Annotated in this window: 17 protein-coding genes and 1 tRNA gene; 16 read left to right on the forward strand and 2 right to left on the reverse strand. The window is 57.9% G+C overall.

Features of this window, described 5'->3' with window-relative positions; genetic code table 11:
- Both VK574_RS19215 and VK574_RS19220 read right to left on the reverse strand, forming a co-directional pair.
- On the reverse strand, window positions 1-2,053 hold a 2,053-nt coding region (locus VK574_RS19215; protein ID WP_472801493.1), incomplete at its 3' end, for a PPC domain-containing protein.
- 42 nt (window positions 2,054-2,095) lie between these two features.
- Entirely contained in the window at window positions 2,096-3,694 is a 1,599-nt protein-coding gene (locus VK574_RS19220) for a hypothetical protein (RefSeq protein WP_472801494.1), read from the reverse strand.
- Between the two features lie 429 nt (window positions 3,695-4,123).
- Between VK574_RS19220 and VK574_RS19225 the strand changes: the two genes are divergently transcribed.
- The 16 genes from VK574_RS19225 to VK574_RS19300 all read left to right on the forward strand — a co-directional run bounded on the left by VK574_RS19225 (window position 4,124) and on the right by VK574_RS19300 (window position 23,573).
- Window positions 4,124-4,762: a sigma-70 family RNA polymerase sigma factor gene (locus VK574_RS19225; RefSeq protein ID WP_472801495.1), complete on the forward strand. Its 639-nt coding sequence runs from the start codon at window positions 4,124-4,126 to the stop codon at window positions 4,760-4,762.
- Window positions 4,759-7,356: a protein kinase domain-containing protein gene (locus tag VK574_RS19230; RefSeq protein WP_472801496.1), complete on the forward strand. Its 2,598-nt coding sequence runs from the start codon at window positions 4,759-4,761 to the stop codon at window positions 7,354-7,356. Before VK574_RS19225 ends, VK574_RS19230 begins: the two co-directional genes overlap by 4 nt.
- A 238-nt stretch (window positions 7,357-7,594) precedes the next feature.
- A complete protein-coding gene (locus VK574_RS19235) occupies window positions 7,595-11,107 on the forward strand; it encodes a TonB-dependent receptor (RefSeq protein WP_472801497.1) in 3,513 nt (1,170 codons plus the stop codon).
- Between the two features lie 203 nt (window positions 11,108-11,310).
- On the forward strand, window positions 11,311-12,192 hold the full coding sequence (locus VK574_RS19240) for a sugar phosphate isomerase/epimerase family protein (protein ID WP_472801498.1): 882 nt from the start codon (window positions 11,311-11,313) through the stop codon (window positions 12,190-12,192).
- A 57-nt stretch (window positions 12,193-12,249) separates the two neighbouring features.
- Entirely contained in the window at window positions 12,250-13,569 is a 1,320-nt protein-coding gene (locus VK574_RS19245) for a Gfo/Idh/MocA family protein (protein WP_472801499.1), read from the forward strand.
- 128 nt (window positions 13,570-13,697) lie between these two features.
- Window positions 13,698-14,858, forward strand: coding sequence for an ROK family protein (locus VK574_RS19250; protein ID WP_472801500.1), 1,161 nt, complete (start codon window positions 13,698-13,700; stop codon window positions 14,856-14,858).
- Window positions 14,859-15,130: 272 nt separating this feature from the next.
- Window positions 15,131-15,206: transfer RNA gene (locus VK574_RS19255), tRNA-Ile, on the forward strand.
- A gap of 97 nt (window positions 15,207-15,303) precedes the next feature.
- Window positions 15,304-16,116, forward strand: a complete 813-nt coding sequence (trpC, locus tag VK574_RS19260) for an indole-3-glycerol phosphate synthase TrpC (RefSeq protein ID WP_472801501.1) — start codon at window positions 15,304-15,306, stop codon at window positions 16,114-16,116.
- Window positions 16,113-16,790: a phosphoribosylanthranilate isomerase gene (locus tag VK574_RS19265; RefSeq protein ID WP_472801502.1), complete on the forward strand. Its 678-nt coding sequence runs from the start codon at window positions 16,113-16,115 to the stop codon at window positions 16,788-16,790. The genes trpC and VK574_RS19265 overlap by 4 nt, the downstream gene beginning before the upstream one ends.
- 86 nt (window positions 16,791-16,876) lie before the next feature.
- Window positions 16,877-18,094 (forward strand): tryptophan synthase subunit beta, encoded by a 1,218-nt coding sequence (gene trpB, locus VK574_RS19270; protein WP_472801503.1) that lies wholly within the window; start codon window positions 16,877-16,879, stop codon window positions 18,092-18,094.
- Window positions 18,095-18,103: 9 nt separating this feature from the next.
- Window positions 18,104-18,886, forward strand: coding sequence for a tryptophan synthase subunit alpha (gene trpA / locus VK574_RS19275; RefSeq protein ID WP_472801504.1), 783 nt, complete (start codon window positions 18,104-18,106; stop codon window positions 18,884-18,886).
- A gap of 123 nt (window positions 18,887-19,009) precedes the next feature.
- On the forward strand, window positions 19,010-19,384 hold the full coding sequence (locus VK574_RS19280) for a chorismate mutase (RefSeq protein WP_472801505.1): 375 nt from the start codon (window positions 19,010-19,012) through the stop codon (window positions 19,382-19,384).
- Entirely contained in the window at window positions 19,381-20,397 is a 1,017-nt protein-coding gene (gene aroF, locus VK574_RS19285; protein ID WP_472801506.1) for a 3-deoxy-7-phosphoheptulonate synthase, read from the forward strand. Before VK574_RS19280 ends, aroF begins: the two co-directional genes overlap by 4 nt.
- Window positions 20,398-20,485: 88 nt before the next feature.
- Window positions 20,486-21,346, forward strand: coding sequence for a prephenate dehydrogenase (locus VK574_RS19290; protein ID WP_472801507.1), 861 nt, complete (start codon window positions 20,486-20,488; stop codon window positions 21,344-21,346).
- A gap of 152 nt (window positions 21,347-21,498) precedes the next feature.
- A complete protein-coding gene (locus tag VK574_RS19295) occupies window positions 21,499-22,380 on the forward strand; it encodes a tyrosine-type recombinase/integrase (protein WP_472801508.1) in 882 nt (293 codons plus the stop codon).
- Between the two features lie 20 nt (window positions 22,381-22,400).
- Complete coding sequence (locus VK574_RS19300) at window positions 22,401-23,573, forward strand: IS91 family transposase (protein ID WP_472801819.1); 1,173 nt, start codon at window positions 22,401-22,403, stop codon at window positions 23,571-23,573.
- The last annotated feature ends 117 nt before the right edge of the window (window positions 23,574-23,690 follow it).

The raw sequence follows: 23,690 nt of genomic DNA on the forward strand, positions 1-23,690 counted from the left end.
AGCTTTGGGGCACTGAAGAGCTCGATGTTCCCTGTTGAGCTACCGGCGCGGCTCTGCTTTGCAGCCCGCCAGGCAGGACATTGCCAGACCCGAATGTCAGCCCATTGACGCTGAGGGAGTAGGAAGGGGAGGCTGTACTCCATGCGTAAGACCTTACTTCAACAAGGACGGTGTTGCTACTCTGTGACGCTCCGAAGGTGGTCTTGAAATTCTCTGAACTTGTTCCGCGAGTCAGCGAGCAGCCAATCGGTGTGAGATCGGAACGATAAACATATAAATCGAAATCCGACCCGGCCTGCATGCCACTCAGGGAAATGTTTGCGTCTGTTCCAGCACTCAACGTGATCTGGTAGAAATGCCGATCGGTAGCCGAGGTCAGATTCCCCGGATCCACAATCGATTGACCTGCCGACATCGTGCCGATGATGATCGGATTGCCGATGCCTTGAGCCATGCTTGCGCCGACGCAGCTTTGGGGCACTGAAGAGCTCGATGTTCCCTGTTGAGCTACCGGCGCGGCTCTGCTTTGCAGCCCGCCAGGCAGGACATTGCCAGACCCGAATGTCAGTCCATTGACGCTGAGGGAGTAGGAAGTGGAGGTAGTGTTCCAACTGTACGGCTTCACCTCAACGATCACCGCGTTGCTGCTTTGTGTAGCGCCGAATGATGTCTTGATATTCTCTGAACTTGTTCCGCGAGTCAGCGAGCAGCCTATCGGCGTAAGGTCGGAGTGGTAAGCATACAGATCAAAGTCCGCCCCGGCCTGCATGCCGCTGAGAGAGATACTTGCGTCGACTCCGGCAGGCAAGGTGAATTGATAGAATTTCCGGTCCGAGGCCGATGTCAAATTCCCGGCATTCGATGCTGAGCCACCTGACGGAATAGTTCCAATTATGTTGGGACTGTACGGACTGCTGGATCCTTGCAGTAGGCCTGGATCCGTACAACCAGCTTGAGCGCCAGTGTTTTGCTGATTCGCGCCCAGCGTCGAACCCTGTTTTGCCGGATCCGTCGCGCCGCTCGATGCCGCGCCCGCAGTCCCAGCTCCACCGGCCGCACCGCCACCCGACGCAGCACCCGCGGTCCCAGCTCCACCGGCCGCACCGCCACCCGACGCCGCGCCCGCAGTCCCAGCTCCACCGGCCGCACCGCCACCCGACGCAGCACCCGCGGTCCCAGCTCCACCGGCTGCACCGCCACCCGACGCCGCGCCCGCGGTCCCAGCTCCACCGGCTGCACCGCCACCCGACGCAGCGCCCGCAGTCCCAGCTCCACCGGCCGCACCACCCGGCTTAGAGCCCGATCCGCTGGCTCCGGAAGCACCGGGGGGGACAGCTCCTGCGTTCGAGATCGAAACTGGGAGGGGTGAATTCGCCGCATTTGGCGAGCGGGCTAAATTCGCCGCTGTTACGGATGCTGGCGGCGGTAAAGCGTCAACACCTTGGTGAAATTGCCATTTACAAGTGGCAGTCCCATTCACCGTTGGAGACTGCAGAGGCAATAAGCCTCCAGAAACAACAATCGTGCCCGATCCGCTGATTTTCGTGCTGTTGGACGCGTCCTCAATGACAGGAAACGGCCACTCAAAAGCAGCAAGGTCGACCGGCGATTGTGTGGCCGACCCGCTCGCAGGGACAAGTTGACGAGTGCCGGTAGTGGCGCTCGGAACACGCAATTGTGAATGCCACGGCTTGATGAGTAGTCGATTGTCTGAGGCGCGGACAAACACCGCTATCGGCGCGCTCGTTTCCGGAACTTTCGTATTCCACTGGGCGGAAAGAACCTGTGAGCCTGACGTCCGTTGGTTTGCGCCTTGCCCGGCCACGCTCCAGGTTCCTGGATAGATCGGCATGGCCCCCGGCGCACTCGTCGAAGCGCCGGTAATCGTCCAGGTCTGCACTTCCTGGTGGACGTAATCTGAGCCCTGCATATTCAGTTGGCACTGCGCCTGCCCCGACCAAATCGGCGGGGCCTGGGAGAAAGCAGGCCCCGCAGCCCCAACGCACGGCAGTGCGACAAGAACGAGTACACGCGCACCGAACTGGGATTTCACAAACCGAAATCCGAACCGGCTGTTCATCGCAAAGCCCCCGGTCTATTTCTTCGTGACTTCGGTCAGAATCGAGTTGGCTGCCTGCTGGATCAGTGGAGTCAAAACATCTTCCCCATCCGACTTGGATTTGCCCTTCAGCTCGTTTTGCAACTTGGGCTGAGTCCCTCCCGTTGGAAGAAGCTGGTAGTCGACGGTCACTTCATCCTTTGACTTGATCTGGCCGTTGAAACCGGAGAGTTGGCCCATGGCCTGCTGTTGTGTTGTCATGGCGGCTGTCGTCTGCATCACAGTCTGTGTCGCAATCATGCCGTTCACCGCGCCCATGCTGTGCGCCATCATGCCCAGAGGCGTGAAGTTGGCAGCCATGCTGCCGGCCTTCATGAACTTGCTCAAACCCCCGCTGCTGGCGCGTTTCACGGTCACGGCGGACACCAGGATGTAGTCGCACTGTTTCTGCTGAGCCTCGGCCTGCAACTGAATTGGAAGCTGCGCATCCAGTGCGGTGATTTCAACCGCCGGCCCGTTCATCATGAAGACAATCGCGTTTCTCACGGGAGTGCTGTAGTCGGCTTGCGCGTTGTTCCCTTGTCCCATTTGCGCCTGCGCCGGAGCAATGCCAATTCGTATCTTGCCCGGCGCCTTCGGACCTAGCGCCTGCGGTAGCGGGACCTGCGCGCCCGGGGGAGGGCCTTGCATGCCTGTCGCGCCATTGGGAAGTTTACCGCCCATCCGCTGCGCCAGCATCGACATCGCAGATGGCATTCCGCCGGTCATGCCCATTGGGGAGGGGGAGGGCATCGCGTTCATTGCCAGGTTCTGCGGAGCCGCAGGTGCGGGTGAGTTTGCTTGAGCCGGTTGCTGCAACGCAGCCGATGCGTAAAGCTCCATCTCTGAATGCACTTCGTGAAACTCAGCGGGGACGTCGAATAGTTCGGGCTTCAATGTCTCCTTGGAGATATCCGACGTGGCGACCTCTATCTTTGTAGGGTTCGCACCGTCATTCTGGAGCGCGATGGTCTCGCGCAGCGGATAGCCCGGTTTGGCCGTTCCCTTGTGGCGGACGACAATCCTGTCAGTGCAATTGGCAGCCACCTTCACCGGAGGGAGAGATTGTGAACAACTTACCTGCTCCTTGCCCAAATCGGCATACCAGCCGTCAATGTCATATTTCTGACTAATGGGGGAGCACGCGTTCGCCGAAGACTCTACGACAACGACCGTCTTGAGATGCCGCGCCGCATACCCGGAAATCTGCTTGCGCTCGCCGGTGTCGGTCACACTGATCGTCTGAGTGATGACGCCTCCGGAACTTGAAGGTGTCGCGGATGCGCCTGTCATCAGGGCGGCGGCGTTTGAGGCCGACTGATCCTGCGGATCGTTCACGACGAAATAGGATTGACTCTGCTCGTTTACTGTCACCGTCCGCTTGAGATCGCATTGGCGCAAGCTGACGACATCACCCGCTGGCGATTTTGTGACAGTGCGTTCGCGCGTCCCTTTTACCCAGGTTTCGGAACCGGAAACAGGGTTTCCTTCAACCGAGATGCTCTTTTTGAAATGCAGATCGTCTGCCGGTGCGGCCAGACTCAACGACGATACGACAAGCAACAGGGATGCGTAACGCAGAGAACTCACAAACATGGGACACTCCTTTGCGGGAAGGATCGCGGAGATGTCGGCGCGCTCAGGTATCCGCTTGGACAATGGACCAATCGGAAGAGTGAAGTCGCCCTGAACAGCCAACCAACTGTATTCCGTCTTCTATCTTGTCTAAACGTGAATTCGAGAGAAACCGGCTCAGAGATTGCGAAATATTTCAGCTGCTGAATGACCAATCCATCTGGTGACCGGGGATTTCAGGTTCCGCCGCTCGTTGGACACACATCAACGATCGCGGCGCTGGGGCTCTAGCGTCGCCGTTCTACCGCTCCGAGCCGACGGACAGTGCATTCGGCTCTCTCATTTACCTGAACGTAAAATCGAGCCGGATTGGCTCACAGGGAACGCGGGGACACTGCGAACGCTGCATGGAGAGCGGTCGAAATCAATCTGCCCTTAACGAACAACCCGTTGACTTCCTACCGGGTGGACGGTACCATTCCTCATCTTCTCGACGGTCGGGGCAAGCGCGTGACGTCTACTTCATCGCAACCAGTGACCGAATTGCTCGCCCGTTGGAGCAACGGAGACATCTCGGCGCGAGATGCATTGATCCCCCTGGTTTACGACGAACTGCGACGTATCGCTCGCCGCTGCCTTACAAGCCAATCCAGCAGTCACACTTTGCAGCCCACCGCCCTTGTCCATGAAGCGTATCTGCGTCTGGCTCGGCGCGATCACATCGATTGGCAAGGACGCGCCCACTTCTTCGCTATGGCAGCGCAGATGATGCGTCAGATTCTGGTGGATCATGCACGCAAGCATGCCGCAGCCAAACGAGGCTCTAATCCCGTCACTCTCGTAATCGACGAAGCTTCTGCAACCACTAAGGCGCTAAGCCTCGACCTCCTCGCACTCGACGCCGCCATGCAACAGCTCGCCAATCTGGACGCGCGTCAATGCCGGATCGTCGAGCTGAGATTCTTTGGTGGACTTTCAATCGAGGAGACCGCCGAGATCGTTAAGATTTCGCCGGCGACCACGAAGCGGGAGTGGGCGACCGCACGCCTGTGGCTACATCAAACCATGAGCAACAGAACGCTGCTATGACTCCGGAACGTTGGGAGAGAATCAAGGACGTCCTCGGCACGGCACTCGAACTGCCGGACGATGACCGCCCCCTGTATCTCGATCAACAGTGTGGGAGCGACATCTCTCTTCGCTACGAGGTTGAACTCCTGCTGCGAGGTGAACAAAGCCTCGAGCCTCAGTTTTTGGGTGAAACTTCTCTGGCTGAAGTCGCAGCAGCTCTTATTCCGACAGAAGAAAATCCGTGGATCGGACGCCGTGTTGGCGTATACAAAGTCGTCGAGCAAATCGGATCCGGCGGGATGGGCGAAGTATATCGGGCCTTCCGCGCCGACGATCAGTATAAAAAGGAAGTTGCACTGAAGGTGATCCGTGCTGGCCAGGATTCCGGCTCCGTCATCACGCGATTCAAGAATGAGCGCCAAATCCTGGCAAGCCTTGAACACCCGAATATCGCGCGATTGCTTGACGGAGGCACGACTGAAGAAGGCGTTCCGTATTTCGCGATGGAACTGATCGAAGGTCGACCCATCGCGGAGTATTGCGACGAGAAGAGGCTTTCGATTGCCGATCGGCTCCGCCTCTTTATGCAAGTTTGCGGAGCTGTCCAGTACGCGCATCAGCATTTGATTATTCATCGTGACATCAAACCCGGAAATATTCTTGTAACAGCTGAAGGCACGCCGAAGTTGTTGGACTTCGGCATCGCCAAAATTGTCGATATCAGCGGCGACCGTAATTTCACTGACTCGACCGTGACTGCTTTCCGGGTTCTGACGCCTCGATACAGCAGTCCGGAGCAGATTCACGGCGACCCGATAACTACTGCCAGCGACGTGTACTCGTTGGGAATCGTGTTGTACGAGTTGCTGACCGGACAAAGTCCCTACCGGTTGGCCACCGGTTCGTCGCAGGAGATGATTCAAGCTGTCTGCAAAACAGAGCCGCAAAGACCGAGCGTCGCCGTTTGTAGGGTCGACCCCCGGCATGAACCGTCAACGCAGCTTCCTGGACGGGAAGAACGCAGCGGGTTGAGAGACAGCTCTCCTGAGCGCCTTCGCAAGCGGCTCAATGGCGATCTCGACAACATCGTCTTGATGGCGTTAGAGAAAGATCCCACTCGTCGCTACCGCTCGGTCGAGCAGCTACAGGAAGATATCCGTCGGCATCTGGAAAATATTCCCGTCATTGCGCGCAACGGAACCGCCTGGTATCGCGCATCGAAGTTTGTGACCCGTCATAAGGCCGGAGTCGCATTTACCGGAGCGTTCGCTCTGGCGCTTCTGACCGGCATGGCCATTACCCTGCATGAGGCGAGGGTCGCACGCATGGAGCGCGCGAGGGCCGAGATGCGGTTTAACGACGTTCGCAAGCTGGCAAATTCCCTCATGTTTGAAATTCATGATTCGATCCGGGATCTCGCTGGAGCAACACAGGCCAGAAAACTGCTGGTGGAACGTGCGCAGGAATACCTGGATAGCTTGTCGAAAGAGGCCTCAGGCGATCTGTCTTTGCAGCGCGAACTTGCCGCTGCCTACGATCGCGTTGGAGACCTGCTGGGATATGACGGCGCCGCGAATCTCGGAGACGTTGCCGGAGCGATGCAGAGCTACAAAAAAGCACTTGCGATCCGCTCCGCTGCCGCTGCCGCCAACCCCGGCGACGCTGCGATCCAGTCTGATCTGTTAAGCGACTATTTCCGCTTGAGCTTTGTGCTTCTTGCTGCCGGAGATTACGCGGGCGCTTTGAGCGATCTGCATTCCGCGCTTCCCATTGCGCAGAAACTCGCGGATACGCAGACAGATCCAAAGTACAAAGACTTCCTGGCCGGCTTCTATTGGCAAACTGGATCGGTGCAGAACCAGGCGGGTGACTACCTCCATGCGGCGGAGAACTTCAGGCAGGCAGCGGCGATTCGCGCGGTTGCTGCGAATGCCAGCGCAGAATTTAGAACGCATCTCGCGGGAGACTATCTTGGCCTTGCAACTGCATTGCAGAAGACGGGCGAAATCGGTCCTGCGCTTGAGGCCGCGAATGAAGGATTGCGGCTAACCGAGCAGTTATCTCAATCCAATCCAACCAACGCAACCTATCGCGAATACCTTGGTGAAGCCTACAACCTTTCAGCACCATTGCTGGAAAAGAAAGGCGACATCAACCTTGCCTTGGAGTATTACCGAAACGCTCACCGAATCTTCGCCGGTCTGCGAACTACTGATCTGGCCAACTCTTTGGCGAGAGCTAATTTTGGCTTCAGCGATCTGGGCATTGCCAGGGAATTGCTGCTGAAGCATCAAATTCAGGCTGCATTCACACCAATCCGCGAAGCAATGGCTACATTCGAGCCGATAAAGCAAAAAAGCAGATACGACATGGAGGGCCAAGCCCAGTCGTACGAGACTATGGGCTTGGCCTTTGCGGCACTTGCCGACCGCGCACCAGCGAATTCGAAGAAAGCTGCGGACCTGCGCGAAACGCGGGGTTGGCTGCAGAAAAGCCTTCACGCCTGGGAGCAGGACTCGAGCCAGGGTGCCAGTGATCCAGTGGCCGGTTACGAGTCTAACCGCGTTCGGCGGGAACTCTACAATTGCGAATCCACTCTCGCGAAGATTTGACACCGGAGCCGGTCAACCTTGGCATTTCAGCGAATTGGTCCCCACAGGGCCTCCCGGCTACGACTGTCGGATAGCCATCCTGTCGCTCCCACAACCCGTAGATTGCTAAATCGATAAAGCTTTAAGCTGAGCGGATTCTTCTTGACAGCGCTGATCACTCAAAGCTAGCTTGTTCGGAATTCGAACAATATAGGAAACAGGTCCCCCAAAATTCAGATCGACTTCTTGGAGGTTTCAGATGGCCAAATCAATCAAGAATGTGAATTCGTTCCTGGGAATCCTAACCGCGTTTATCGTTTTCTGTTTCTCCCATCCACTGATGGGACAGGCGGTCAATGGGACGCTGCTGGGTACCGTCACCGATAGTTCAGGGGCAACCGTTCCGGGAGCAAAGGTCTTAGCGACTGAGGCCGAGACCGGGGCTATCCATGAAGCCATGACCAATGAAAGCGGAAACTACTCTTTTCCGGACCTCCAGCCCGGAACATATTCCGTTGGCGCTGAGGCAAAGGGATTCAAGCGCGTAACTCAGGAGAACATCGGTCTGCTCAGCAACACCTCAACCCGCGTGGATCTATCGCTCACACCGGGAAATGTGTCGGAGACCGTTGTTGTCAACACGGCGCCGCCTGAACTGCAAACGGATCGCGCTGACATCAGCACCAAACTCGATTCGGAAGCTGTCGTGGATATGCCTTTGGGCACAAACCGCAATTTCCAGTCTCTCTTGAACCTGGTTCCAGGCGCTGCGCCCGCTGTCTATCAGCACTCACAGTTCTTTAATGCGGCGAGTTCACTGCAAACCGAGGCGAACGGTTTGCCGCGGGAAGGGAACCTTTACCAGATTGAAGGCATTGATGACGACGAACGCACAGGTCTTCTCCAGATCATCATTCCTCCCGCCGAAGCCATCGAATCTGTCGACATTTCAACAAACAACTTCGAGGCGGAACTTGGTCGCGCTACTGGTGCTGTCACAAATGTCACGCTAAAATCCGGCACCAATCGCTTCCACGGGTCGGCATTCGAGTTCATCCAGAACAACGACTTGAATGCGCGCTCCTACTTCGGAGGCCCGCTTGGGCATCTCTCTTATAACTACTTCGGTGGTAGCGCCGGCGGGCCTATTATGAAAGATCGTCTGTTCATCTTCGGCGACTATCTGCGCACATCCGATCACGAAGCAATCGGCAGCACCTTCACAATCCCGGATTCCCGCTTCTTCACCCCGACCATGGGACAGGCCGGATGCAACGATCCGTCTGGATGTATCGACTTGAGCGCTGCAATGAGCGGTACGAAGGGGCAGGTCTACGACCCGAACAGCGGCGACGGAAGGACGATTGCCCAGGGAGGAACTCCGCGCACGCCATACCCAAACAACCAGATTCCATTCAGCGCGGTGAATCCGGTGTCGCTGGCAATCCTGCAACAGTTGAATGTAGCGGCCGCGAAGTTTGGAACGCTCGCGACCAAGCCCCTGAACAACCCGGCGAACAACTACACAACCAACCTTCCCTTCACTAAGACCACAGACAGTTTTGATATCAAGTCTGATTTCAAATTGACTGAGAAGAACCACATCAGCGGCCGCTACAGTTTTCAGCGCGTGATCACCTTCCAGCAAGCTGCGTTCGGAACCTTTCTCGGCGGGCCGGCTGGCGGGGGCTTTGAAGGCACGGGCAATCAGAAGTCCTATAGCACCGGCATCAACTTTGATCACGTCTTTTCTCCGACTCTCCTGACCGAAGCGCGATTCGGAGTTGCACACCTGGGTAACAGTGCGCAACCCAATGATTTTGGCTCCAATGACGCGACCACGATCGGAATCCAGGGCGTGAACATCGCGGGGCAGCCGTTCACGAGCGGACAGGCTGCTATTACAATCAACGGCGGTTTTACCAACCCAATCATGGGATACTCCGCCTCCGTGCCGTGGATCCGGGCCGAATCGAATATCGACTTCGTCAACAACTGGACCAAGATTGTAGGGAACCATACGTTTAAATGGGGCGCGGATGTTCGACGCGTGCACGACGACCTCCTCCAGGATCAGACCTTCAGCCCGCGAGGGGCGTTTACTTTCTCTGACGTGCAAACGTCAGATGCGAGTGCGCCGGGAACAACGGTCGCCAACGATATCGGCAGCTTCCTGCTCGATCAGCCGAGCCAGACGGGCCGCGACCTTAACACCTTCTTCCCCCGTTATCGGCAATGGTGGGTCTTTGCGTTTGCCAGCGATAAGTGGCAGGCTACCTCGAAGCTGACTTTGGATCTCGGCGTACGCTGGGACTTCTATCCGCCTGCAACGCCCGTAGTCCAGGGCGGATTCTCCAACTACAACCCTGCCAACAACACACTCGTTCTCACCGGCTTCGGCGGTAATCCGTCGAACATGGGGATGAAGACTCAGTATAAGTATTTCGCTCCGCGAACCGGATTCGCGTACCGCGTCACTCCCAACACAGTTGTTCGTGGCGGATTCGGCATCAGCTACACTCCGTTCCCTGACAACACCTACGCATATAACTACCCGGTCCGCGCCAATAACAGCTATCAGCCAGTTGGCGCCTCTGGATTTACTCCCGCCGTTCTCGGGGACGGAACAACGGTCGCAACCTTCCAGGCAGGTTTCCCGGCCCCGGTTCCAGTGGCGATTCCCACCAACGGCATCATCGTTCTGCCAACTTCGGGCACAACGCTTTTGGCGAAACAACTCATCGCACAGGTCTACACATACATTCCACTGAACTACAAGAATCCGTACGCCGATTCATGGAATGTAGCGCTGCAGCAGGCGTTGCCGTACGACCTTTCGTTCCAGATCGCCTACGTGGCGAACCACGGTACACACATCTCCGGCAGTCAGAACATCAATCTGCCGAGCTACTTCGGCGGAGGCGCAGCGTCCGATCCTGAAAATCACGATGCGAACGGAAACCTCACGTTTGGCCGCACGGCAGCCACAAACGAGTACTTTCTCGGTTTCTCCTCCAATTACAACTCACTGCAACTGCAGCTGACGAAGCGCACCTCGCACGATCTGACGTTTACCTCAGCCTTTACCTGGGGCAAGGCGCTGGGATATACCAACGACGACGACGGCGGACTTCAGTTCTTCATCAACTGGCGTAGGAACTATGCCCCGTTGGACTTCGATCGACAGTTGAACTATGAACAGAGCTTTACCTACGGACTGCCGTTCGGCCGTGGGCATCAGCTTGCCAACTCAACTCTGGCGGATGCAATCGTCGGCGGCTGGAAGTTCGCCGGGATCATATCCGTGGTGAGTGGTATGCCCATGATGATCACTGCCAACGGAGGTTCGCTGAATACGCCTGGCACGGCACAGACACCGACTCTGGTGAAACCTTTCCGTAAGACCGGAAAGATTGGCGCGAATACTCCATGGTTCGATCCAACGTCGTTTGCGCAACCGACCGGCTGCACATCCACTCCCTGCAATCCAGGGCTCGGCAATGTTGGAAGAAACCAGTTCCGCGGTCCCGGGTACCTTCAGGACAATCTCTCCGTCTTCAAGCGGTTCCCGATCTATCGCGAAAGCGCTCTTGAGGTTCGAGTGGACGCGTTCCAATTCAGCAATACCCCACAGTTTGGTCAGCCCAATTTAAGCGGTGTGACCGCGGCGAGCTTTGGCACCATCACAACAACGCTGGGAAGCGGTCAGGGCAGCGTGAATGGTGTTGGAGGAGGACGTACTCTGCAGGGATCAGTGAAGATCAGCTTCTAGAGAAAAGATTTTGTCACGCAATGAGAGCGGCCGGTAATCGCGCAACGGTTATCGGCCGCACGGCTAAATGGCCTGTCGAAGAGGATCCCCAAAATGAACAATGGAGCAGTATGACGAGCTGTTCAAGACGTGCGTTTCTTGCAAAATCGGGAGCAGCATGCGCAGCCTGGTCTGCCTTGCCGATTCTCAGTATTGCTGAATCCTTGAAAAGTTCTTTCAGGATTGCAGTCATTAACGATGAGATTTCTCCGGACTTTGATCATGCCTGCTACGTTGCCTCACACGACTTCGGGATGAGTTGGATAGAACTTCGTTCCATGTGGGGCAAGAATGTCATCGATCTGGATTCAGCGCAGATCAATGAGGCGCGAACAATTCTCAGTAAGTACAAGCTTCAGGTGACTGACATTGCCAGCCCGCTCTTTAAAACCGATTGGCCGGGAGCGCCAAGATCGCCATACGGTTCAAAAGAAGATCTGCACGGCGCCCCTGAAGTCACCTTCAAACAACAGGATGGAATTCTCGAACGCTCGATCTCGTTGGCAAAGGAATTCGACACCGCCAAGGTCCGCTGCTTCGATTTCTGGCGACTGGAAGACGTTGCGCCCCATCGTCAGGCGATCGACGAAAAGCTTAGGTCAACCGCGGAGATTTGCGGCAAGCAAGGGATCCTCCTGGTTCTCGAGAATGAGTTTGCCTGCAACACAGCAACCGGCCGAGAAGCGGCACGCACCATGAATGCGGTGCAGACTCCCCACCTGGCGCTGAACTGGGACCCGGGCAATGCCGTGATGCGCAATGAACTTGATGCTTTCCCTGTTGCTTGGGACTTGATTCCAAAAAATCGAATTCATCATTGCCATTGCAAGAATGCAATCAAGGGCACCGGAGACAAGATCGAATGGGCGCCGGTCGATAAAGGCTACATCGATTGGGCCGGACAGTTTCGCGCCTTCAAGCAGATGGGCTATCACGAAGCAGTCAGCCTTGAAACGCACTGGCACGGCGGCGGCACTCCCGAAGAGTCCACACGGATCAGTTGGGCGGGAATGAAACAAGCCCTCGAGAGCGCGAAAGCCGTTTGACGCCAAACAGCAAGTCGATCAAAGATCGACATTGCACTTCAGAGAAGGAGAGAAGAGATGCTCACTCGACGGGAGTTTCTCGACACGCTTGCTGTGGGAAGCGCAGGCCTGGCAATCAATTCGACAGCCAGGAGCTATGGCCAGATTCTAGGTTCTAACGACCGCCTGAATTTTGCAGTCATCGGCCTGCATTCGCGCGCCTATGCCCATCTTTCTGCTTTGAAGGCCAACAAGGATACGGCTCGTGTCGCGTATGTGTGCGACGTCGACACCAACACGATGAAGAAGTTTGCAAGCGATACCGAGCGCGAGTTGGGCTACGCTCCGGCTACGGATCAGGACTTCCGCCATATTCTGCAAAAGAAAGACGTCGACGCCATCACGGTCGCGACTCCGGACCACTGGCACGCTCCCATGGCGATCCTCGGGTTACAGGCTGGTAAGCACGTCTATGTCGAAAAGCCGTGCAGCCACAATCCTGCTGAAGGAGCGTTGCTCGTCAAAGCGCAGCAGAAATATGGAAAACTCGTCCAGATGGGGACGCAGCAACGTTCTTCAGCTCACACCATCGAGATCGTCGACAAGATCCACAACGGTCTGATCGGCAGGGCCTATTACGCGAAAGCCTGGTACAGCAACATTCGAAAATCGATCGGCGTAGGCAAGGAAGCGCCAGTCCCTGCTCAACTCGACTGGGATCTGTGGCAGGGGCCTGCCCCGCGCGTTGCCTATAGAGACAATGTCCAACCCTATAACTGGCACTGGTTCAAGATCTGGGGCACCGGCGAGACACTGAACAATGGCACGCACGAGATTGACGTCTGCCGCTGGGCTCTCGATGTTGATTATCCTCGCTCCATTTCGTCGTCCGGCGGTCGATACCATTTCAAAGATGATTGGCAGTTCTACGACACGCTGGTGACAAACTTCAACTACGAAGACAAGATGATCTCGTGGGAGTGCAAGTGCTGCGAAGGGATGAGATTCTACGGTCGCGATCGCGGATCAGTGATCATCGGAACAAGCGGCTCAGTTCTCGTCGACCGCGACGGTTATGAGATCTACGATCTCAAAGGGAATAAGACGAGCGAATTCAAAGCCGGTAGCGTGACGTCGTCGACCGATCTGACCGGTCGCGATTCCATGACTGATGCTCATTTTGCCAACTTCATCGCTGGAGTCCGCAAAGGCGACAAGCTGAATGCCCCGGTCTCCATTGGGAATGTAGCCGTAACCATGCTTCAGTTGTCCAACGTGGCCTGGGAGCTGCGGCGCGAATTGCAACTCGCCCAGGACACAGGTCAGCCGCGGAATGATCCGGATGCAATGAAGCTATGGGGCAGACAATATGAGAAGGGATGGGAGCCGCGAGTTTAGCCCCATAGTTAGAGATACTCTCAGGAAAAGCGGAGCGTGCGCGTCCCTCTCGGCGGGAAACAGAGCGGGAATTTCTCTTGTGTTCCAACTTTGTATCCTATCCTCGAAGTGGAGAATAACGATTCCAGATGCCAACGTCGCGCTTTACCCTCAATGGAAATCTGAGCGCGTCGAATAGAATCGCAAGACAAATCAATCGGAATCTCATCTTCAACCAGATTCGCGTGAAGCAGCCAATCTCTCGAGCGGAGTTGGCGCGCACCTCGGGCCTCCAAAGAAGCACGGTCTCGCTGATCGTTGAGGAGTTGCTCACAGATCGGTGGGTTGTCGAGGGACTAACCGGGGAGATTCCTCGCGGTAGAAAGCCTACGTTTCTCAACATCAATGGCCAGCGCGGGGTTCTCGCGCTCGACATCCATCCAGCACACGCCATGTTGGCGGTGACTGACCTGGGCGGCAAGATCATTTCCCTCGATTCCGTTGAATTTCCTGCCAATCCTCAGAACGTCATCGGAGCAATTCTGAATTCCGTGAAGAAGATGCTTCGAGCCCATCCGAACCGCACTTTCGAGGGCATCGGCATCAATCTCCCGGGACGCTTTGATCCACATCTTGAAAAATCCATCTTTGCGCCAAACGTTGATTGGCCCATCGGTCAGCTTAAGTCGAGCGTCGAACGTGCCACCGGCCTTCCCGTTGTTGTCGACAACGTCGCCAACGCATGCGCCTTGTCTGAAATATGGTTCGGACACAGCGACAAGATCCATGACCTGGTCGTCGTGAATGTCTCTGAGGGAATTGGCACCGGAATCTTCGCAAATGGGCATCTCTTGCGTGGCCAGGCTGGTGTAGCGGGCGAATTTGGTCATGTTCAGCTTGACCCAAATGGAGTGCGCTGCGGATGCGGCGGAAAAGGTTGCTGGGAGACTATCGCTTCCAATCGCGCCGGCATGCGCTACTTCGCTGAAATCGCAAAGAAACCGATTTCGTCATTCGATGCCCTCATCCAACTAGCCAAAGCGGACGACGACGCGGCCAAGCAGGCGTTGACGATGATGTGCAAAGCACTGGGACGCGGAATGCACATGATAGCTCTGGCTCTGGCACCCGGGGAAATCGTGGTTGTCGGCGACATCGCCAATGTCTGGGATTTGGCGGGTCCCGTGATTGAAGCGGAGATGCGTAGCTTCGCTTTAGTCCGGGCTCCAAGTATTCGATCTGCCCGCGAGGGAAATAAAGCACGACTTCGCAGTGCGGTTGCCTTGATCATGAACTCAAAGGTGCTCTAACATTTGATTGCCCCAAGCTGAATAATCCAACAGCATCCGGGATCATTCGTCGAGGCCGAAGCTCACGATGAGTCTCCAGCGATTCAACGTTCAGAATAGATCAAGCTGTTTTACCCTGGAAGGTGCATGTTGCATGGCGCCTTTTGCACGGAATCAAGGCTGACAGTATAGATTGAGCGGCGCTAGAACCGGCACCAGAGGGTATGGATCTCAGAAATCGAAATTTAGATGCCCCAATAAAACATGCAATTACAATTAGATAAGTCACAAGCGGGCCTGTAGCTCAACGGTTAGAGCAGGGGACTCATAATCCCTTGGTTGGGGGTTCGAATCCCTCCGGGCCCACCAGAGCAATCTTCCTTGTCTTCGATCTGCGCAATCCGCCTTCTTCCCCCCGCGACCTCGCCGCAACGATCCTCGGCCGACCGTATACTCAAGCCAGCGCATGTCGACTCGACTGGACAATATTCTAGGCACAACGCGAGCCACAGTCGCCGCTGCCAAAACTCGTGTGCCGCTGGCCGATCTCGAGAGAAAGGCCAGCCTTCATGAGCCACGCGGCTGGACCTCGGCTCTTCGCCGGCGCTCCCTGTCTGAACCGGCTATCATCGCTGAAATCAAAAAAGCTTCGCCGTCAAAGGGACCGATCCGCGCTGACTTCGATGTGGCGTGGCTCGCGAAAGCATATCAAGACGGCGGCGCTACTGCGCTCTCCGTTCTCACCGATGAGCCCTACTTCCAGGGGAGCCTGCGCAATCTCGAAATCGCTTCAGCCGCGGTGAACCTCCCCTGCCTTCGCAAGGACTTCACCGTCGACGAGTACCAGATCGTTGAGGCGCGCGCCCATTGCGCCGACGCGATTCTCCTCATCGCCGCCGCACTCACCAGCGCCGAACTCAAGCAATTCGCCGCCGCGGCCCACAAGCAGGCACTTGATGTCCTCGTCGAAGTTCACACTGCGGACGAACTCGACTCCGTGCTCAACACACTCGGCGACAACGGCGCTGACGCCATCGGCGTCAACAATCGCGACCTCAAGACCTTCGAAGTGCGCATGGAAACTTCCCTCGAACTCGCAGCCCGCATTCCAACCAACGTCGTTCGCGTAGCCGAAAGCGGAATCGCAACTTCGGAGGACATCGATCGCTTGCGAACCTCCGGTTTCCACGCATTCCTCCTCGGCGAGAGCCTGATGCGCCAGCCCGACCCCGGCGCCGCCCTCTCCGCTCTGCTCGCAAGTTCCAAAGTCATCCGATGAGCCTCTGGATCAAAATCTGCGGCAACACTTCGCTCGAAGACGCAACGCTCGCCGCTGAAGCCGGCGCAGACGCCCTCGGGTTCGTCTTCGCGCCCAGCCCGCGTCACGTCACACGCGAACAAGTCGCAAAGATCATTCCTCATCTGCCGCCCGCCATTGAGAAAATCGGAGTCTTCGTCGACGCAACCTTCGAAGAAATCGAAGCAATCGTCAGCGCCTGCAACCTCACCGGAGTTCAATTGCAATTTGAAGCGAACCCAGACACTCGGTCCCAATTGCGCGACAAGTTCGGTCCTAATCTCCGCATCCTGCAGACGCTTCACTTTAACCCAGCCATCGCCGAGCAAGCCGCCGCTCTCGCTCCCGACAGAAATATTGATGCACTCCTCGTCGACTCCCGCACCGCCACCGCCGTCGGCGGAACCGGCATCGCCCTCGACTGGACTGGCGCCGCCTCCACACTCTTCGGAACTCCGGGCACCCACCACAAGCTTGTAGCCGCCGGCGGACTCACCCCCGAGAACGTATCCGAAGCCATAGCAGTGCTGAATCCCTGGGGCGTCGACGTGGTCTCCGGCGTAGAATCCGTCCCCGGCTGCAAAAATCCCGAAAAGGTCCGCGCCTTCATTACGCAGGCACGAGCCGCAACCGCCAAAAACAAGCGCGCAACCTGACCAAACCCGGCATTCCGGCTCTTCCACTCCTCCTAGTAAACTGAAAGTGATCGTCTCACCCGCAAGATCTGCAGGAGGCCGGCCCCATGGCATCAGTGATCCTTCCATCCGCCCCATCGGAGTCGCGTCCCGGGCGCTTCGGCATTTACGGCGGCCGGTACGTCCCCGAGACCCTGATGGCCGCGTTGCTCGAACTCGAGCACGAATACGAGCTCGCGAAGGCCGACGCCGCGTTCCAGACCGAACTTGATGGCTTGCTCAAGGACTTTGCCGGCCGCCCCACACCCCTCTACTTCGCAAAGCGACTGACCGAAGAACTTGGCGGCGCCAGAATCTACCTCAAGCGCGAAGACCTGCTCCACACCGGCGCCCACAAGATCAACAACGCTCTCGGCCAGGGATTGCTCGCGAAGCGCATGGGCAAAAAGCGCATCATCGCCGAAACCGGCGCCGGCCAGCACGGCGTCGCCACCGCCACCGTCTGCGCGCTGCTCGGCATGGAGTGCGTCATCTATATGGGCGACGTGGACATGGAGCGCCAGGAGCTGAACGTCCTGCGCATGCGCCTGCTCGGAGCAGAAGTCCGCGGCGTTTCCTCCGGATCCAAAACACTCAAAGACGCCATCAGCGAAGCCATGCGCGACTGGGTCACCAACGTGCGCACTACTCACTATTTGTTGGGCAGCGCTTTGGGTGCGCATCCCTACCCGACGATGGTTCGCGATTTTCACCGCTGCATCAGCCGCGAGATGAAACAGCAGATCCTCGAGAAGGAAGGCCGCCTGCCCACTGCGGTAATCGCATGTGTCGGCGGCGGATCCAATGCCATCGGCGCGTTCTACGAATTCATTCCCGATCGCAACGTGCGGCTGATCGGCGTCGAAGCCGGCGGCAGAGGCACAGAACTTGGCCAGCACGCAGCACGATTCAGCGGCGGTGTTCCCGGAGTTTTGCAAGGCACATTCTCCTACGTGCTGCAGGATGAAAACGGGCAGATCGCCGAAACGCACTCCGTTTCTGCCGGGTTGGACTATGCCTCCATCGGTCCCGAACATGCCGCGCTCCACGACTCTGGTCGAGCCGAATACGTTTCGCAGGATGACGCGGCCACGCTCGACGCCGTCGTGAAGCTGGCGCGAACCGAAGGCATCCTGCCTGCACTTGAAAGCGCGCACGCGGTTGCCGAGTGCCTGCGCATCGCTCCTTCGTTCTCGCCGCATGACATACTGATAGTGAACCTCTCCGGACGCGGCGATAAGGATATGGGCATCCTGGCGCGCGAACTGGAAATCCAGGGAGCGTAACCAACTTCAATGGCGCTTACCTTCACTCACAAACCAGGCTTGGTCGTCTATTTGACGGCCGGCGATCCCAGCGTCGAAATCACGCGAGACATCGCGCTTGCTGCACTTGATGCCGGTGCTGATGTGATTGAACTCGGCGTCCCCTTCAGCGACCCCCTGGCCGACGGTCCTGTGATCCAGCGCGCCAGCGAACGAGCCGTCGCACGCGGAACCAGCATGGCCGACGTGCTAAAGATTGCCCGCGAGATTCGTGTCGCACGGCCCAATGCCGGCCTCGTGATTTTCACGTACCTCAATCCCGTTTTGCGTTATGGCTTTTCTCGATTCGCCGACCATGCTGCGGCGGCAGGCGCAGACGGCGTTCTCATCATCGACATGATTGTCGAAGAAGCCGGCGAATATTTGTCTCAGATGAATCGTGTCGGACTCGCACCGATCTTCCTCGCCGCGCCCACCAGCCCCGACGAACGTCTCGAGGCGATCGCCACGCACGCCAGGGGATTCGTCTACGCCATTTCGCGCGTCGGCATTACCGGCAAGCAGCAAAGCATGACCGCTGACGCCGCGGCTCTGGTCGCCCGGATTCGCCATTGGACCGGGCTGCCGGTGGCCGTCGGATTCGGTATCTCCACTCCCGAGCATGTTGCGCAGGTGGCGGAGTTCGCCGATGCCGCGGTGATTGGCAGCGCGATTGTGGAGTTGATCGAGCGGTCTGATCCAGGAGCGGCGCCCGAAGCCGTGGCGCGATTTATCAAGGGTCTGCGTCTGCCCCAGGCAACGCTGGCCCGGTAGTTACGCGGTTCTGGGCGGCCCGCCATAGCGCAAGCCGCTGTTTCGGTTCAACTCTTGTTCCCACGCACCGTGGTGGGCCGGCCTCGCAAGAGGTCCACACCCCGGGCGCATCACGAGGATGGAATGACGCTGGAAGAATTGCGAAATCAAATCGATATTCTGGACCGCCAGCTTGTGGAATTACTGAGCGAGCGGGCCCGTGCCGCATTGATGATCGGTCATCTGAAAGTCGCGACCTCCCTGCCGGTCTATGAGCCGGCTCGCGAAAAGGTCATCTACGCCAACGTGCGCGCCGCCAACAAGGGGCCGTTACCCGACATCGAGTTGACGCATATCTACGAGCGCATCATCGACGTGATGCGGGCATTGCAGAGGAACGAGTTGGCTTCAGAAAGAAATGCCCTCAAGGGCCAGGACACAGGCGCCCCGCAATCCCAGCAGCAAGGACCCGTTGCTGGAAACCCCGGAGCCGCGTCCGAGACAGGGAAAGAAAAATGATAGTCGCAATGCAGGAGAAGGCCACCGAAGAACAGATTGATTTCGTCATTGAAGTCATGGTCGAAGCAGGAGTCGGCGTTCATCGCACCACAGGCGCAACCCAAACCATCCTTGCCGGCGTGGGCCCCACAGCAACGATCGACCTCACAAAGTTTGAAAACTTACCCGGTGTGCTTCACGTTCACCGCATCAGTTCGCCGTACAAACTAGCCGGCAGAGGCTTCCGCCCCGAAGGCACCGTCATTGAATTTGCCAACGGTGTAAAGCTCGGAGGCGAACAGGTTGTCGTGATGGCCGGCCCGTGCTCCATCGAAAATGAAGCGCAGATTTTCGAGACCGCAAAGCGCGTAAAGGCCGCGGGAGCAGCATTCCTGCGCGGTGGCGCTTACAAGCCACGCAGCTCGCCCTATTCTTTTCAGGGCATGGGTATTCCAGGTCTAAAGCTCATGTACGATGCCGCCCGCGCCAACGGTCTGCTCGTCGTCAGTGAAGTGATGGAGATAGCGCAGATCGAGCCCATGCTTGGCCTTGTCGATTGCTTCCAGGTGGGCGCGCGGAACATGCAGAACTTTAATTTGCTCCGCGAACTGGGCATCGCTCGCAAGCCGGTTCTGCTCAAGCGCGGAATCGCCGCCACCATCGAAGAACTGCTGCTCTCGAGCGAATACATCATGTCGGGCGGCAACTACGACGTCATCCTGTGCGAGCGCGGCATCCGTACCTACGAAACCGCCACGCGCAATACGATGGACATCTCCGCCATTCCCGTCGTCAAGAAGTTTTCCCATCTGCCCATCGTCGGCGACCCGTCGCACGGCACCGGCCATCGCGAAATGGTTGCACCCATGGCGCGCGCCGCTGTCGCCGCTGGAGCCGACGGCATTCTCGTAGAAGTTCATCCCAATGCAGACAAAGCCACCTCCGATGCCGCGCAGACGCTGTACCCCGATCAGTTTGAGAAACTCATGGCGGATCTGCGCGTGATTGCCAGGGCGGTCGGGAGAACGATGTAGCGGGGTTCGCGGAGCTAGCGGTGCTAGCATCGTCATGCTAACTCCGCTAGCTCCGCTGGTTTTGACTAGCTCCGCTCCGAAGGAATCCATGATCGAACGCGTCGCCATTGTCGGTACGGGCCTGCTGGGTACATCGGTAGGCCTCGCGCTGCGTGCCGCCGGATTCAAAGGATCGATCATCGGCTGGAATCGCAGCGCTGAAGGCGCACAAATCGCCTTCAAGTCCGGCGCAATCGATTCCATTGCGTCCGATCCGATCTCTGCGGCACGTGAAGCCGACGTGACGATTCTCTCCGTGCCTGTCTATGCCACGCTTGATCTGATGGCGCAAGTTACCATGCATATTGGCGGAGATCATCTCGTCACCGACGTGGGCAGCACCAAGCTTCAGATCACCAAAGCTGGAACACAGTACTTCAACCAGGTGGGCTGCGCTGCCTTTCTCCCCGGTCATCCCATGGCGGGTAAGGAGCGGGGCGGCGCAGAGCTCGGCGACGCGAACCTCTTCCGCGGCGCAGCGTGGCTCTTCACCGACGCGCCTGGCGCAGTGCGCACACAACGCGGTGGCGAACTCGTTCTGAGCTGGCGCGAATGGGTGGTCGCCATGGGCTCCAAAGTCATCGACCTTGACGCCGCCCGCCACGACGAACTCGTCGCCTGGGTCAGCCATCTACCGCAATTTGTCGCCACCGCGCTCAGTTCGGTGCTAGCGGAACGGGTTGGCGATGCTCCGGAATTGAAAGATGTTGGCGGTCGCGCTCTTCGCGAGATGACGCGTCTCGGCGCCAGCCCGTTTTCCATGTGGCGCGACATCGCCCATACCAACACCGATGCTATTGCAGCCGCGCTTGAGGCTCTCGAACAGCGCCTCGCCCATATCCGCGAAAATCTGCGCACGCCCGAATTGCGCGATGAATTCGAAAAGGCCAATCGCTTCCGGCGCGAATGAGGCTGTCACGAAACTTTGCGCTGTGCCCTCCTCAGCGATTACTGATGGGAAGCCGACTTGAACGAAGCCGCTGCGGCGGCGGACGCTTCGCGTGCTCCTGAGCCGACATTTGCGGCGGTCCCGGTAGGTTGGTTCGCAGAGGAGGGACTTCTGTGAACCAACTACGTCAGCTCATGCTTGAGGAGTTGCATCGCCGCAACTTCGCCGCTACCACCATCCGCACATACCTGCACGGTGTTGAGCACTTCAGCCGGTACTTTCGCCGTCCGCCCGATCAGCTTGGCCCTGAGGACATTCGCAAGTACCAGGCGATGCTGTTCACCAAGTTGAAGTTCAGTCCGAACACCGTCATCCTGCGGCTGGCGTCTCTGCGGTTCTTCTACATCCACGTGTTGAAGCGCAACTGGAGCATCGCGGAGACCCCTTATCCGAAGAAGCTGCGTCACCTTCCCGGGGTGCTCAGTCAGGAAGAGGTTACGCGGCTGATCGACGCCGCGGACACACCCTTTCATCGCATCCTGCTGATGACTATGTATGCCACCGGCGCACGCCGCGCAGAAGCAGCCCGTCTCAAGGTGAGCGACATCGACAGCAAGCGGATGGTGGTTCATATCCGCGAGGGCAAGGGCGGCAAGGACCGCGATGTCATGCTCAGCCCGAAGCTGCTCGAAGAACTGCGCGCCTACTGGCGCGGCCTCCGGCGCAAGCCCAAGGAGTGGCTGTTTCCGGGCAACCGCTGGCACACATCGAGTCATCCAGTGACCACCAAGGTTCTATGGTCTGCATGTCAGATCGCAGCCGAACGCGCTGGCCTCGACAACAGGCGCATCCATCCCCACACGTTGCGCCACTGCTTCGCCACACACCTTCTTGAAGCCGGTGCCGACCTGCGCACTATTCAGATTCTGCTCGGTCATCGCGATCTCGAGGTCACCACAGTCTACCTGCATCTGTCCCAGCGGCATCTCAGCGCGACCGCCAGCCCGCTCGATGCGCTCACTCTCTCTTCCCACGGAGGACAGCAACACAGTTGAACAACCGGCCTCTCCTGGAGATGGCCGACATTGTTCGCTGTGCTGGACAGACATTTGTGGAACACAGCCGCAGGTGGATCAACTGGCAACACCAGAAGGTGCTGCTGGCCATCGTGCGCTGCCGCACCGCCGCGCTGGGTGGGCATCGCGACCGCTGCACCGGCTGCGGACATACGACCACCATCTCCTACAACTCGTGCAGAAACAGACATTGCCCTCGCTGCCAGGGCAACGCGCGCCGACGCTGGCTCCAGGCGCGCGAACGGGAGCTTCTGCCCACTCACTACGTCCACGCGGTCTTTACTCTCCCGCGCGAACTGGCTCCGCTCGCATTACAGAACAAGCGGCTCATCTACAACCTGCTGTTCCATGCCAGCGCTGAGACCCTGCTTGAAGTCGCTCGTGATCCACGCCATCTCGGTGCCGAGATCGGTTTCTTCAGTGTGCTTCACAGTTGGAACCAGCGACTACAGTTTCATCCGCATATCCACTGCGTACTTTCCGCCGGCGGTCTCGCTCCGGATCATTCCCGCTGGATCTCCGCTCGGCGTTCCTTCTTTCTTCCCATCGGCGTACTCAGCCGCGTCTTTCGCGGCAAGTTCGTCGCCGGGCTCCGCAACGCCTTTCATCGTGGCGAGCTTCAGTTTCACGGCGAGCTTTTGCCGCTAGCTCATCCGAGCGCCTTCGCTCGATGGCTGAGGGTACTGTTCCGCCACGACTGGGTCGTCTACTCCAAGCGGCCCTTTGGCGGACCGGAACATGTGCTGCGCTATCTCGGCGCCTACACCCATCGCGTTGCCATCTCCAACTCAAGGCTGGTCGATCTCTCCGATGGCATCGTCACCTTCCGCTGGCGCGATTCCGCGCACGGCAACAAGAAGAGGCTCATGGCTCTCACTGTCGACGAGTTCCTGCGCCGCTTCCTGCTCCACCTGTTGCCGCCCGGCTTCGTGCGCATCCGCAACTTCGGATTCCTCGCCAACCGCAACCGCGCTTCTCTCCTGCCGCTATGCTTCCAACTGCTCAGCGGCACAGAGAGGATCACTGCTTCGCCAGCATTACCGCCCGCTGATCAGAACCACTCACTCTGGAACTGTCCTGTTTGCGGCGCAACCATGCGCGTTGTCGAACGGCTCTCCGCTGCGCAACTCCTGCTTCGCTCACCACCTCAACCAGACCGGTGTGCAGCATGAAGCTCTATCTACATCCCCGGCCTTGCCCAGTGCTTCGGCGCGCTCGCCGATCCCTTGTCTCTTCCGGTCAAAACCCCTTCGATACCAGCCTCGCCACCCTCTACATCAGGTCTCGGC

This window comes from Occallatibacter sp., from assembly GCF_035317045.1.
Lineage (GTDB): Bacteria > Acidobacteriota > Terriglobia > Terriglobales > Acidobacteriaceae > Telmatobacter.